The following is a 13,987-nucleotide window of genomic DNA, read 5'->3' on the forward strand; positions in this document are numbered from 1 at the left end:
GTCGACCGCTGCCCGTGGAAGCCTTCTGCGGCCTACTGTTGAGAAGTGCGCCTGCCGTGCCCAGCTGCGTGGTGGGTTTTCAGACGCGGTGACTTCTGAACATGAGGGCCGCGTGGCGTGGGCACCGCCGGCTGTGAGAGGGACGGGAATGAAACCGACCGAGAGCGCCGATCCGGTGTCAGGGCTGCGCCGGTTGCGGTTGCCCGTACTGCCGGTCGTGGTCACCGCCACAGCCGCGATCGTGCTGGCAGCGGGCTTCTTCCGGGCCTTCACCGATGACCACGCCCTGTTCCCCGGCTCCGTCGTGGGCTGGGCCCTCGCCGTGCTCACCGGGGTCATCGTCGGCCACCTGGTGGCGCTCGGCCGTGAGCGCTGGTGGGGCGGCACCGGCTCCGGCGCCGCCCTCACCCTGGCCGTCCTGCTGCTCTACGGCTGGGTGCCCGCCGGCATGGTCAGCCTCACCGTCGTCGTCCTGGTCGGCGCGGCCCGCCGGAACCGCTGGCGGCAGGCCGTCCTGCACGGCGCCGTCGACATCCTCGGCATCGGCGCCGGCGCCCTGGTCCTCGCGGCCTTCGGCGAGGCGCCCACCGTCGAGGACCCGTGGGAACCGGACACCTGGAACCTGTGGAGCGCCCCCGAGATCGCGCTCGTCGCCGCCGCGTACCTCCTCACCACCCGCCTGCTGCTCTGGTACGTGCACGCGCCGCACTCCGCCGGGCTGCCCACCGTCGCCCGCACGGCCCTGGTCCGGCAGGCGCTCGTGGGGGTCGCCCTGCTGGGTATCGCCCCGCTGATCTGCGTGGTCGCCATCGCGCTGCCGATCCTGCTGCCGCTGTTCGCGGTCCCGCTGATCGCCCTCGACTCCACGCTCTGGATCGCCCGCGCCAGAGCCGAGGAGCAGCTGCGCGACCCGCTCACCGGACTGCCCAACCGGCAGTGGCTGTTGGAGCGCACCTGGACCGCCCTGGACGACGCCGAGCGCATCGGCGCCCGCTCCGCTCTCGTACTGATCGACCTCGACCGCTTCCGCTCGGTCAATGACACTCTCGGCCATCTCGCCGGCGACCGGCTGCTGCTGCAGATCGCCGACCGGCTGCGGCACGCGCTGCCCCGTGGCGCGGAGGCCGCCCGGCTCGGCGGCGACGAGTTCGCCGTACTCCTGCCGACCTGTGACTCCACGACCAGTGCCCAGCGGGTGGCGCGCGCCCTGGTCGCCGAGCTCAGCTCCCCGCTCGATCTGGACGGCCTCACCCTCGTCCTGGAGGCGAGCGCGGGGCTCGCGGTCTTCCCCGATCACGCGCTCGACGCGGAAGGCCTGCTCCGGCGGGCGGATGTGGCGATGTACCAGGCCAAGCGCGACCGCACCGGCGTCGAGGTGTACGAGTCGAAGCGGGACTCCAACACCCCTGACCGCCTGGGCCTGTTGGGCGATCTGCGGCGCGCGCTCGACGCGGGCGAGGTCGAGCTGCACTATCAGCCGAAGGTCCGCTTCGACGGCCAAGTGGCGGGTCTTGAGGCCCTGGTGCGCTGGGTGCACCCGGAGCGCGGCAAGGTCCCGCCGGACGAGTTCATCGCCATCGCCGAGTCCTCCGGCCTGATGCCGCACCTGACGGAGTACGTCCTGGAGACCGCTCTCGCCCAGGTCGCCCGCTGGCAGGCGCAGGGCCTCAAGGTGCCGGTCGCGGTGAATGTGTCGCCGCGCGATGTGCACACCCCGGGATTCGCGGGCGCGGTGGCCGCCCGTCTCGCCCGGCACGGCGTCCCCGCGGGGGCGCTGCAGCTGGAGATAACGGAACACGTGCTGCTCGAGGACCCGCAGCGCGCCGCGGACACCCTGGCCGGGCTGACCGGGCACGGAGTGAAGATGTCGCTCGACGACTTCGGGACCGGGTACTCCTCGCTCGTGCATCTGCGCCGGCTCCCGGTCAGCGAGCTCAAGATCGACCGCTCCTTCGTGGCCCGTCTCGCCGTGGACAACGAGGACGCGGAGATCGTGCGCTGCACGGTCGACCTCGCGCACTCCCTCGGCCTGCTGGTCGTCGCGGAGGGCGTCGAGGACGACGAGACCTGGGAGCGGCTGCGCGATCTCGGCTGTGACGCGGTGCAGGGCTGGCTGGTCGCGGCGGCGATGCCCGCGGTCGAGACGACGGCCTGGCTCCGTGCCAGGGGCTCGCGCGGCTGGCGCCGTCCCGCGGAGATCGCCTCCGAGGCCGAGCGTGAGTCCCAGGAGGGTGCGGATCAGCCCTCCGGGCACGTCGTGAAGTAGCGGTCCACCGCGAGACGCACATCGTGGGGTAACGGTTCGCCTCGCCCCGGGACGGCCTCCTGCCGCCCCGGGACGGCCCCCTGAACGGCCCCCGGACCCGTTCCGCGGCGGGCTGCGGGGCTCCGCCGGGAAACCGTTTAACGGGCATGGGGCGGCGCCCCATAGGATTGGGCCAGACACCATCACGCTCACCCCAGTGAGGATCCGCATGCCTGGCATCACGCGCGAGGAGGTCGCCCACCTCGCTCGGCTGGCGCGTCTGGAGCTGAAGGATGAAGAGCTCGATCACTTCTCCGGCCAGCTCGACGACATTCTCGGCGCAGTAGCCCGCGTCTCCGAGGTCGCCGACCAAGACGTACCGCCGACCTCCCACCCGCTGCCGCTGACGAACGTCATGCGCACGGACGAGGTCCGTCCGTCGCTCACCCCGGAGCAGGCGCTCTCCGGCGCCCCCGCCCAGGAGCAGCAGCGTTTCAAGGTGCCGCAGATCCTGGGGGAGGACTAGCAGTCATGACGGACAGCAAGATCAACACCGACATCATCAGGCTCACCGCCGCACAGATCGCCGAGAAGATCGCTTCCGGTGAGCTCACGGCCGTCGAGGTCACCGAGGCGCATCTGGCGCGTATCGAGGCCGTCGACGAGAAGGTGCACGCCTTCCTGCACGTCGACCGCGAGGGCGCCCTCGCGCAGGCCCGCGCCGTCGACGAGAAGCGCGCCAAGGGCGAGAAGCTCGGCCCGCTGGCCGGCGTACCGCTCGCGCTGAAGGACATCTTCACCACCGAGGGGATCCCGACCACGGTCGGCTCCAAGATCCTCGAGGGCTGGCTCCCGCCGTACGACGCGACGGTCACGAAGCGGCTCAAGGCCGCCGACGTCGTCATCCTCGGCAAGACCAACATGGACGAGTTCGCCATGGGGTCGTCGACGGAGAACAGCGCGTACGGCCCGACGGGCAACCCGTGGGACCTGACCCGGATCCCCGGCGGCTCCGGCGGCGGCTCCAGTGCCGCACTCGCCTCGTACGAGGCGCCGCTCGCCATCGGCACCGACACCGGTGGCTCCATCCGCCAGCCCGCGGCCGTCACCGGCACCGTCGGCGTCAAGCCGACCTACGGCGGCGTCTCCCGGTACGGCATGGTGGCGTTCTCCAGCTCCCTCGACCAGGGCGGGCCGTGCGCCCGTACGGTCCTCGACGCGGCCCTGCTGCACGAGGCCATCGCCGGGCACGACCCGCTGGACTCCACCTCCATCGACGCCCCGGTCCCGGCGGTCGTCGAGGCCGCGAAGAACGGCTCGGTGGCCGGGATGCGCGTCGGCGTCGTCAAGCAGTTCCGCGGCGAGGGCTACCAGGCCGGTGTCGTGCAGCGCTTCGACGAGTCCGTGGAGCTCCTCAAGGAGCTCGGCGCCGAGGTCGTGGAGCTCGACTGCCCGTCCTTCGACCTGGGCCTGTCGGCGTACTACCTGATCGCGCCAAGCGAGTGCTCCTCCAACCTGGCCCGCTTCGACGCCATGCGCTACGGCCTGCGGACCGGCGACGACGGCACGAAGTCCGCCGAGGAGGTCACCGCGCTCACCCGCGAGGCCGGCTTCGGCGACGAGGTCAAGCGCCGCATCATGCTCGGCACGTACGCGCTCAGCTCCGGCTACTACGACGCGTACTACGGATCCGCGCAGAAGGTCCGCACGCTCATCACGTGGGACTTCGAGAAGGCCTTCGAGCAGGTCGACGTCATCGTCTCGCCGACGACGCCCACCACCGCCTTCCCGATCGGTGAGCGCGCCGACGACCCGATGGCGATGTACCTCGCCGACCTGTGCACCATCCCGACCAACCTGGCGGGCAACGCCGCCATGTCGCTGCCCTGCGGCCTCGCGCCGGAGGACGGCCTGCCCGTCGGACTGCAGATCATCGCCCCCGCCATGAAGGACGACCGCCTGTACAAGGTGGGCGCCGCCGTCGAGGCCGCCTTCGTGGAAAAGTGGGGACACCCGCTGCTTGAGGAGGCTCCGTCGCTGTGAGCACGCTGGCCAAGGCCAAGGGCTTCAAGAAGTCCCGTACCGGCACGTATCTGTCCATCGGCACCACCGCGTTCGGCGCGATCAGCGTGATCAAGCAGGCGCGCCGGGCCCGCACCGAGCACGACGCGCTCCAGCTGGTCGACGCGATCGTGTCCGCCGCCGCCATCGCCACCGGTGTCGCTCTGCTCGTCCGTGAGCTGAAGCGCCTGGGCGACGACGACGTCCTGCTGAGCTGAGAGGGAAAGTTTCACCGTGACTGTCACGACTGACCTGGTGTCGTACGAGGACGCGCTCGCGTCGTACGACCCCGTCATGGGCCTCGAAGTCCATGTCGAACTCGGCACCAAGACCAAGATGTTCTGCGGCTGTTCGACCGAGCTCGGCGCCGAGCCCAACTCGCAGACCTGCCCGACCTGTCTCGGTCTGCCCGGCTCGCTGCCCGTCGTCAACGCGACCGGCGTCGAGTCCGCCATCAAGATCGGCCTCGCGCTGCACTGCGAGATCGCCGAGTGGTGCCGCTTCGCCCGGAAGAACTACTTCTATCCGGACATGCCGAAGAACTTCCAGACCTCGCAGTACGACGAGCCGATCGCCTTCAACGGCTATCTGGACGTCCAGCTGGAGGACGGCGAGGTCTTCCGCGTGGAGATCGAGCGTGCCCACATGGAGGAGGACACCGGCAAGTCCAAGCACGTCGGCGGTGCGACGGGCCGGATCCACGGCGCCTCGCACTCCCTGCTCGACTACAACCGCGCCGGTATCCCGCTGATCGAGATCGTCACCAAGCCCATCGAGGGCGCGGGCGAGCGGGCCCCCGAGGTCGCCAAGGCGTATGTCGCCGAGCTGCGTGAGCTCATCAAGGCGCTCGGAGTGTCGGAAGCGCGCATGGAGATGGGGCAGATGCGCTGCGACGTGAACCTGTCGCTGCGCCCCCACGGCACCGAGAAGTTCGGCACCCGCAGCGAGACGAAGAACGTCAACTCGCTGCGCAGCGTCGAGCGCGCGACCCGGTACGAGATCCAGCGCCACGGTGCGGTGCTCTCCTCCGGCGGCACGATCGTGCAGGAGACCCGGCACTTCCACGAGGAGGACGGCTCCACGACCTCCGGCCGTGTGAAGGAGGAGGCCGAGGACTACCGGTACTTCCCGGAGCCCGACCTGGTGCCGGTCGCCCCGTCCCGTGAGTGGGTCGAGGAACTGCGCGCCGGTCTTCCGGAGCTGCCGCGGGTGCGCCGTAACCGGCTCCGTGAGGAGTGGGGCGTGTCCGAGCACGATATGCAGTCCCTGCTCAACGCCGGTGCCATCGAGCCGATCGTCGCCACGATCGACGCGGGCGCCCCGGCCGACCAGGCCCGCAAGTGGTGGATGGGCGAACTCGCCCGTAACGCCAACGAGACGGGCCGCCCGATCGACGAGCTCGGCATCTCGCCCGAGCAGGTCGCGCGGGTGTGCGCCCTGGTCGCCGCCGGTGACCTCAACGACAAGCTGGCCCGCCAGGTGATCGAGGGCGTGCTCGCGGGCGAGGGCGACCCGGACACAGTGGTCGAGAAGCGCGGCCTGAAGGTCGTCTCGGACGAGGGCGCGCTGACCGCCGCCGTCGAGGAGGCCATCGCCGGCAACCAGGCCATCGCGGACAAGATCCGCGGCGGCAAGGTGGCCGCGGCCGGTGCCCTGGTCGGCGCGGTCATGAAGGCCACCCGCGGCCAGGCCGACGCGGCCCGCGTCAAGGAGCTGATCCTGGAGAAGCTGGGCGTCGAGGGCTGACGAGAGCTGGCGAGGGCTGACGGCCACGGCGGTCGATGGCTGACAGCCACAGCCACAGCCACAGCCGTCCAGGCCTGACGGCCACGGCATTGCGTACGTGTGCACGTGCACGCGCGCGTGGAGGGCGGAACCGGAGCGATCCGGTTCCGCCCTCTCCCGTATGCGGAGTCCACGCGCGGGCGGGAGCGGAACTACGCGTCGCGTCCGCGGGGTTGGACATCGGGCCCCGGTGCTTGGACCGTTCACGCCGAGGTCGTCCGGATGTCTTCCCTGATCCACCCGTCCTGAATACGTTCCGCAGCGTCACACCGGACTCGGGAGGATCACTTGGCCACGGACCATGCGGATACAGGGCTGTCACGGCGCAGACTGCTGGCGCTCGGCGGCGGTGTGGTCGGGGCCGCCGCGGCGGGCTCGTTCCTGCCGCCCTCGCTGCAGGCGGCGCTCGCCCACGAGCCGCCGTCCGGCGGTCTCGACGCCGTCAGGCACGTCGTGATCCTGATGCAGGAGAACCGGTCCTTCGACCACTACTTCGGCACCCTGCGCGGGGTGCGCGGCTTCGGTGACCGCAATGCCGTACAACTGCCCAGTGGGAAGCCGGTGTTCGAGCAGCCCGCGCTCCTGAACACGGTGCTGCCGTTCCCGGTCCGGGAGGCCGCCGCCGCGCAGAAGAAGGACCTGCAGTACATCGGCGCCCTCGACCACTCCTGGAGCGGCGGCGCCAAGGCCTGGAACAACGGCTGGATGGACGGCTGGATCACGGCCAAGTCCGCGGCCACGATGGCGTACTACACGCGCGAGGACATCCCGCTGCACTACGAACTCGCCGACACCTTCACCGTCTGCGACGCCTACCACTCCTCGATCCACACCTCGACCAGCCCCAACCGCAACCACCTGTGGAGCGGCAAGACCGGCTACGAGGCGGACGGTTCGCGGGCCGTGGAGAACGCCGCGTACGACGAGGGCAAGCACCCCGGCTACGGCTGGGGCACCTACGCCGAGCGCCTGGAGAAGGCGGGCCGCAGCTGGCGTACGTACACCGAGTGGGAGAACTTCACCGACAACCAGCTCGAGTTCTTCACCACCTTCAAGGCCATCGCGCGCAAGGTGCTCGCCAAGACCGGCCTCACGTACATGGAGGCCTTCTACGCCAAGGTGCGGGCCGCGGCGGACGAGGCCGAGCGGGCCAGGCTGCTCGCGGTGCTCGAAGAGGGCGTCGCGACGCTGACGAAGGCCGAGCGTTCGCTCTTCGAGCGGGGTCTGCGCCGGGTGCCGACGGGCAAGCTCGCCGAGGAGTTCGGCAAGGACGTGGCCGCCGGGAAGCTGCCCGAGGTGTCCTATCTGGTGCCGTCGGAGCTGGACTCCGAGCACCCGAGCGGCTCGTCGCCGATCCAGAGCGCCACCCTCGTCTACAAGGTGCTCGACGCGCTCGCCTCCCACCCCGATGTGTGGCGGCACACCGTCGTCTTCATCAACTACGACGAGAACGACGGGTTCTTCGACCATGTGCCGCCGCCCGTGCCGCCCGCCGACGTGACGGACGAGCACTGGAAGGGAGTGCCGACCGGCCTCGGGATCCGGGTGCCGATGCTGGTCGTCTCGCCCTGGACGGTGGGCGGTTATGTCTCCTCCGAACTCTTCGACCACACCTCGGTGGTCCGCTTCCTGGAGAAGTGGACGGGGGTGCGGGAGCCCAATATCGGGGCCTGGCGGCGCACGGTCACCGGCGATCTGACCGGGGCCTTCGACTTCTCGCGCGGGCGCCCGCAGCCCGATGTCGAACAGCCGGGCGCGGTCCCGCCGTTCTCCGGCCGCTGGAACCCGCAGCCGCCCCTGAACCAGAAGATGCCGGAGCAGGAGCCGGGCCGGCGCCCCGCCCGCGCGCTGCCGTACCAGCCGGACGCACACGGCGCCGTGGCCGCCGACGGCAGCCGCTTCGATCTGCGTCTGACGAACACCGGGCGCTCGAGCGCGCACTTCGCGCTCTACCCGTACGCAGGTGAGTACGCCGTCCCGCAGCACGTCGATGTAAGGGGCAAGGCGCAATTGCAGGTGCCCCTTACCAAGGGCGCCTATCGCTTCACGGTGACCGGGCCCAACGGCTTCCGGCGCGAGTTCGCGGGAAGCGCCGGCGGCGGTGCCTCGGTGACGACGTATCTCGACGCACGCGCGCGAGAAGTCCATCTCACGCTCCGCAACACCGGCGGCACGGCACTCACCTTCACGGTGCGCCCGCTCGCCTACGCCGACACCTCGCCCCGCAAGGTCACGGTGCGGCCGGGACAGAGCCGGACGCTCGCCCACCGGACGTCAGCCGCGCAGGGCTGGTACGACCTGGAGGTCGTCGCCGAGGGCGACAAGGAGTTCCGGCGCCGCCTGATGGGGCACATCGAGAACGGCCGGGCGAGCGTCTCGGGCTGACCCCGCCCAGCCGCCCCCGGTCTCGTCCCTTTGACCGGTGTAGGTCCCGGGCCCCTGTTCTCACGGGCCCGGGACCTCCGCACCGAACCGGTGCGCGTCTCCTGTGAGTAAGGACACGAAAGGGACAAAGGATCTCTTTCTGCTGCAAGAGTGACTGCCGTTGGAGCCTGGCATCGCGTGTGTCCTGACATTGAGTGTGTCCTGACATCACGTATGCAGCGGGCAAGCGTTCTTTGCGGGCCGTCTCCCGGTAAAGATCCACGAACCATCCAGGGAGCAGCTCCGTGGCAGCACTCGCACGGTGGTGTGTCAGTCACCGCCTCGTAGCCGTTCTGCTCTGGCTGCTCGCCCTCGGCGGCGTCAGCGCCGCGGCCGCCTTCGCCGGCTCCGCCTACTCCAACAACTACGACGTGCCGGGCACCGAGTCGGGCCGGGCCACCGAGCTCCTGAAGGACGGCTTCCCCGGGCTCAGCGGTGACAGCAACACCGTCGTCTGGCACACCGGCGACGGCACCGTGAACGCCGCCGCCGTCCAGCAGACGATGACGAGGACGCTCGACGAGGTCGCGCAGCTGCCCGGTGTGGCCTCTGTCGTCAGCCCGTACCACGCCGACGGCGCGGGCCAGATCAGCCGCGACGGGCACACCGCCTACGCCACCGTCACCTTCGAGCAGCCCGCGCGCTCCGTCGACAAGGCCGAGGCCCGGGCCGTCGTGGACACCGCCAAGGCGGCCCAGTCCGACGGCCTGCGGGTGGAGCTCGGCGGCACCGCCGTGGGGCTCACCGAAGCCGCCGGGGGGCATATCGCGGAGGCCGTGGGCGTGGCCGTCGCCGCGGTCGTGCTGTTCCTCGCCTTCGGCTCGCTCGCCGCCAGCCTGCTGCCGATCGCCACCGCCCTGGTCGGCGTCGGCACCGCCTACGCGGGCATCGTGCTGCTCGGCCACCTCATGACCGTCGCCGACTTCGCGCCCATGCTGGGCATGCTCATCGGCCTCGGTGTCGGCATCGACTACGCGCTGTTCATCGTGACCCGGCACCGCCGCGGACTGAAACGCGGCCTGTCCGTGGCCGAGGCCGCGCAGAACGCGGTCGCCACCACCGGACGTGCCGTCGCCTTCGCGGGCGCCACCGTGTGCATAGCCCTGCTCGGCATGCTGATCCTGCGCCTGAGCTTCCTCAACGGCGTCGCCATCGCCGCGTCCCTCACCGTCGTGCTCACCGTCGCCGCCTCGGTGACGCTGCTGCCCGCCCTGCTCGCGTATATCGGCCCGCGCGCCCTGTCCCGGCGTGAGCGCCGCCGTCTCGCCGAGCACGGGCCGCAGCCCGAGCTGCCCACCGGTCTCGCCGCCCGCTGGTCGGCGTTCGTGGAGAAGCGCCCCAAGCTGCTCGGCGTGCTCGCCCTGATCGTCATCGCGGTGCTCGCGCTGCCCACGCTCTCGCTCCGCCTCGGCACCTCCGACCAGGGCAACAACCCGACGTCCTCGACCACGCGCCAGGCCTACGACCTGCTCGCCGAGGGCTTCGGCCCTGGCGTGAACGGTCCGCTCACCCTGGTCGGCGAGGTGCACGGCGCCGAGGACAAGCTCGCCCTCGACCGCCTCCCCGAGACCCTGCGCGCCACCGAGGGCGTCGCGGCCGTCACCCCTGTGACGTACGACAAGAGCGGCGAAATCGGCTTCCTGACCGTCGTGCCCGGCTCGGCGCCGCAGTCCCACGCCACCAGCGAACTGGTCGACAAGCTCCGCGACGACGTCCTGCCCCGCGCCGAATCCGGCTCTTCTCTTGAGGCGTACGTCGGCGGCATCACCGCCAGTTACGACGACTTCGCCGAGGTCATCGTCGGCAAGCTGCCGCTCTTCGTGGGCGTGGTGATCGGCCTCGGCTGTCTGCTGCTCCTGCTCGCCTTCCGCTCCATCGGCATACCCCTCAAGGCCGCCGCAATGAATGTCGCCGCGGTCGCCGCCGCCTTCGGGGTGGTCGTCGCGATCTTCCAGTGGGGCTGGGGGAGCGAGCTCCTCGGCCTCGGCCGCGCGGGGCCGATCGAACCCTTCCTGCCCGTGATCATGGTGTCGGTGCTCTTCGGGCTCTCGATGGACTACCAGGTGTTCCTGGTGAGCCGGATGTACGAGGAGTGGCTGGAGACCGGCGACAACCGGCGGGCCGTCCGGGTCGGGCTCGCCGAGACCAGCCGCGTGATCAACTCCGCGGCGGTGATCATGATTTCGGTCTTCCTGGCCTTTGTGCTCAGCGGGGACCGGGTGATCGCGATGTTCGGCATCGCGCTCGCGGCCGCGGTCGCCCTGGACGCGTTCGTCCTGCGCACACTCCTCGTGCCGGCCCTCATGCATATGCTCGGCGGCGCCAACTGGTGGCTGCCGCGCCGCCTCGACCGCTGGCTGCCGCGGATCAGCATCGAGCCGCCGGAGTGCCGCACGGCACGGCTGCCGGGGCAGCGTACGGGCCGGGGCGACGAGGGTGACAAGGACGACGACGGCCTCGTGTCCGCCGAACGGGTACCCCGCTGAACCGATGGGGGACCCCGTTAAGAAAGCTCTCAGACGCGGCGCCTAGCGTGAGTCAGATGACCACAGAGACCAAGACGGACAAGACCGCCACCAAGGACGAGGCAGAGACTGCCGCGGACGAAACCCAGCTCTCCAAGGGGGCGGACGAAAACCAGCTCTCCAAGGGAGCGGACGAAAACCAGCTCTCCAAGGGAACGGACGAAAACCAGCTCTCCAAGGGCGAGGCGCAGGACACCGACACACCGGACACCGACGCGCAGGGCGCCGACGCGCAGGACGTCGACGCCGACGACGAGGCCCTGGACGACGAGAACGACGAGGCCCGTCTCGGGGCCGCCAAGCCCCACGGTGTGGGCCAGGGTGCCGCCGCCGTGGTGGCCGCGGGCCTCGGCGTGGTGTCCCTGACCGGCAGCTGGGTCGGCACGATCGCCGCCGCCCGCTCCAACCTCGTCGGCCAGCTGGAGACGGCACAGACCGCCGGCGTCGCCAAGCAGCTCGAAGCCCTCTACGGCAACCAGTGGCAGCTCACCGCGCTGATCGCCGGTGCCTTCGCGCTGCTCGCAGTGATCATCGGTGCCGCGGTTCTGGCCCGGCCCGCGTTCGGCACCCCCGGTCGCGTCCAGGCCCCCTGGATCAAGTCCGTGGCCTGGGCCGGCTTCGGGCTCGGCGCGATCGGCCTCGTTCTGGCCGTGGCCAAGTACACGGACGTGATGCTGGCGCTGCCGTCCGCGCCTTAGTGCCCTGCGCCAGAACCCCGTACGCCCGGTACGTCCGGTACGTACGCCTGCCGGGCGCGCTCCCGAGCGCCCCGTGCCCCACTGGACCGGGAGCCTTGGGCCGACGTAAGTCCCCTCCCTGCGCGGCCTAAGGCTCCCGCCTCAGCAGAGATGCGGCGATCTCCCGATGTGGCGCCGCCCCCTTGGAGACGAAGGTTGAGGCATCGCGGAAAGCGATACCGCAACCGCCGGCGGAACGCCGGTCCACCGAGGGGAAAAGCCATGTACGCGTACGAAATGCACGTGCTCCGTCACAGCGAACTGATCGCCGAGGCCGCGGCCCACCGTCTCGCGGTGGAGGCCCGCACGGCCGCCAAGACCCGTAACTCCCGTCGCTTCTCCCGCCGTTCAGGCGGCCGTGCTCCTGAGGGGCAGGTGAGTGATCCGCGGCGCCGTACCCGCTTCGCCCGCGCCGCGTGAGGCGGGCGGTGAGTGCGGGACGGCACGGCGGCCCCGCGCCGGTGCGCACCGTCACCCCTGAGACGGAAACCTCGTTGTCGGACTCGTGTGCGATGCTCACCGGTGTGGAGACCAGGTCCCTCAGCCCCGTGTTCGTCGGCCGCACCGGCGAACTGGCCGCCTTGAACGAAGCGCTCTCCCGCGCCGCCGCGGGAGAGCCGCAGGCGTTGCTGCTCGGCGGCGAGGCCGGAGTGGGAAAGACCCGGCTCATCGAGGAGTTCAGCGCCGCCGCCTGCCGAGCGGGCGCGGTCGTCGTGCTCGGCGGCTGTGTCGAAGTCGGCGCCGAAGGTCTGCCGTTCGCCCCCTTTTCCACCGCTCTGCGCTCCCTGCGCCGACAGCTGCCCGACGACGTCGCGGCCGCCGCCGCGGGCCAGGAGGAGGAACTGGCCCGGCTGCTGCCCGAACTCGCCGAGGCCGGGCAGGGGCCCGCCCGCGCCGAGCGTCACGACGAAGACGGCATGACCCGCCTCTTCGAGCTCACCGCGCGCCTCCTTGAGCGGATCACCGCGGACCGCACCCTCGTCGTCGTCATCGAGGACCTGCACTGGGCCGACGCCTCGACCCGCCAGCTCCTCGCCTATCTCTTCCGCACCCTGCGCCGCGGCCGGCTCGTCGTGATCGCCAGCTATCGCGCGGACGACATCCACCGCCGCCATCCGCTGCGCCCGCTGCTCGCCGAACTGGACCGGCTGCGCACCGTGCGCCGGCTCGAACTGCCCCGCTTCACACGCGCCGAAGTGCGCCGCCAAGTCACCGGAATGCTCGCCTCCGAGCCCGATGAGTCCCTCGTCGACGTGGTCTTCGAGCGCTCCGACGGCAATGCCTTCTTCGTCGAGGAACTGGTCTGCGCCCGCGACGAGGACCAGGGCAGCGGCCTGCCCGACACCCTCCGTGACCTGCTTCTCGTACGCGTGGAGGCGCTGCCCGACGACGCCCAGAAGGTGGCCAGGATCGTGGCCGAGGGCGGCTCCACCGTCGAGTACGACCTGCTGGCCGAGGTGTCCCGGCTCGCCGAGGACGACCTCATCGAGGCGCTGCGCGTGGCCGTCGGCGCCCATCTGCTGCTCGCCTCCGCCGAGGGCGACGGCTACCGCTTCCGGCACTCCCTGGTGCGCGAGGCCGTCAGCGACGACCTGCTGCCCGGCGAGCGCTCCCGGCTCAACCGCCGGTACGCCGAAGCCCTGGAGGCCGACCCGACGCTCGTCCGCGCCGACGAGCGCGCCACCCGCCTCGCCAGCTACTGGTACGCCGCGCACGACGCCGCCAAGGCTCTGCCCGCGGTCCTGCGCGCCTCCGTCGAGGCCCGCAGACGGCATGCCTACGCCGAGCAACTGCGGCTCCTGGAGCGGGCGATGGAGCTGTGGGAGGACGCCCCGGCGGAGATCCGCGACCGGCTGCGCCCCGCCGACTACGCCGAGGGCTATCCGCCCTGCGGCTGTGACCCGGAGACCACGCCGCTGCGCTATCTCGACCTGATGGCGGAAGCAGCGGTCGCCGGGCGGCTGTGCGGTGACCGTGAGACCGCCCTGAAGATCACCAAGCGGGCGCTGCGGCTCCTGGAGAGCGAGAACACCCTGCCCGGGACCCGAAGCCAGGCAGGCCCGTTCGCCACTCCTGGGCAGGGCGACCGCTTCCCCGCCCCGGCCCAGGACGACCCCTTCCCCGCCCCGGCCCAGGACGACCGCTTCCCCGCCCCGGCCCAGGACGACCGCTTCCCCGCCCCGGCCCAGGACGACCGCTTCCCCGCCCCG

Annotated in this window: 10 protein-coding genes; all 10 read left to right on the forward strand. The window is 71.1% G+C overall.

The genetic code is table 11. The features are described from left to right. Positions 1-148 precede the first annotated feature (148 nt). Positions 149-2,266: a putative bifunctional diguanylate cyclase/phosphodiesterase gene (locus tag ACFQVC_RS40020; protein ID WP_381840798.1), complete on the forward strand. Its 2,118-nt coding sequence runs from the start codon at positions 149-151 to the stop codon at positions 2,264-2,266. 208 nt (positions 2,267-2,474) lie between these two features. Next, entirely contained in the window at positions 2,475-2,771 is a 297-nt protein-coding gene (gene gatC, locus ACFQVC_RS40025; protein ID WP_381840801.1) for an Asp-tRNA(Asn)/Glu-tRNA(Gln) amidotransferase subunit GatC, read from the forward strand. A gap of 5 nt (positions 2,772-2,776) precedes the next feature. After that, positions 2,777-4,288 carry an Asp-tRNA(Asn)/Glu-tRNA(Gln) amidotransferase subunit GatA gene (gene gatA, locus ACFQVC_RS40030; RefSeq protein ID WP_381840804.1) on the forward strand — a complete coding sequence of 504 codons (1,512 nt, stop codon included), beginning with the start codon at positions 2,777-2,779 and terminating at the stop codon, positions 4,286-4,288. Next, positions 4,285-4,524 carry a hypothetical protein gene (locus tag ACFQVC_RS40035; RefSeq protein WP_381840807.1) on the forward strand — a complete coding sequence of 80 codons (240 nt, stop codon included), beginning with the start codon at positions 4,285-4,287 and terminating at the stop codon, positions 4,522-4,524. Before gatA ends, ACFQVC_RS40035 begins: the two co-directional genes overlap by 4 nt. 16 nt (positions 4,525-4,540) lie before the next feature. Beyond that, positions 4,541-6,052, forward strand: a complete 1,512-nt coding sequence (gene gatB / locus ACFQVC_RS40040) for an Asp-tRNA(Asn)/Glu-tRNA(Gln) amidotransferase subunit GatB (protein WP_381840810.1) — start codon at positions 4,541-4,543, stop codon at positions 6,050-6,052. A gap of 327 nt (positions 6,053-6,379) precedes the next feature. After that, positions 6,380-8,476 (forward strand): phosphocholine-specific phospholipase C, encoded by a 2,097-nt coding sequence (locus ACFQVC_RS40045; protein WP_381840813.1) that lies wholly within the window; start codon positions 6,380-6,382, stop codon positions 8,474-8,476. A gap of 284 nt (positions 8,477-8,760) precedes the next feature. Beyond that, positions 8,761-11,001, forward strand: coding sequence for an MMPL family transporter (locus ACFQVC_RS40050; RefSeq protein WP_381840816.1), 2,241 nt, complete (start codon positions 8,761-8,763; stop codon positions 10,999-11,001). 56 nt (positions 11,002-11,057) lie between these two features. Then, the gene (locus tag ACFQVC_RS40055) at positions 11,058-11,738 is read left to right on the forward strand and encodes a hypothetical protein (protein ID WP_381840819.1); all 681 of its coding nucleotides are present in this window, start codon (positions 11,058-11,060) and stop codon (positions 11,736-11,738) included. 276 nt (positions 11,739-12,014) lie between these two features. Then, complete coding sequence (locus ACFQVC_RS40060; protein ID WP_381840822.1) at positions 12,015-12,197, forward strand: hypothetical protein; 183 nt, start codon at positions 12,015-12,017, stop codon at positions 12,195-12,197. A 92-nt stretch (positions 12,198-12,289) separates the two neighbouring features. Further along, a partial coding sequence (locus ACFQVC_RS40065; RefSeq protein WP_381840839.1) for an ATP-binding protein occupies positions 12,290-13,987 on the forward strand: 1,698 nt, incomplete at its 3' end.

Source organism: Streptomyces monticola (assembly GCF_042665355.1).
In the GTDB taxonomy this organism is placed as follows: domain Bacteria; phylum Actinomycetota; class Actinomycetes; order Streptomycetales; family Streptomycetaceae; genus Streptomyces; species Streptomyces monticola.

What these genes read in the sequence shown, in the direction of transcription:
- ACFQVC_RS40020 (WP_381840798.1), top strand. Translation starts at nt 149, where the DNA reads ATGAAACCGACCGAGAGCGCCGATCCGGTGTCAGGGCTGCGCCGGTTG.
- gatC (WP_381840801.1), top strand. Translation starts at nt 2,475, where the DNA reads ATGCCTGGCATCACGCGCGAGGAGGTCGCCCACCTCGCTCGGCTGGCG.
- gatA (WP_381840804.1), top strand. Translation starts at nt 2,777, where the DNA reads ATGACGGACAGCAAGATCAACACCGACATCATCAGGCTCACCGCCGCA.
- ACFQVC_RS40055 (WP_381840819.1), top strand. Translation starts at nt 11,058, where the DNA reads ATGACCACAGAGACCAAGACGGACAAGACCGCCACCAAGGACGAGGCA.
- ACFQVC_RS40060 (WP_381840822.1), top strand. Translation starts at nt 12,015, where the DNA reads ATGCACGTGCTCCGTCACAGCGAACTGATCGCCGAGGCCGCGGCCCAC.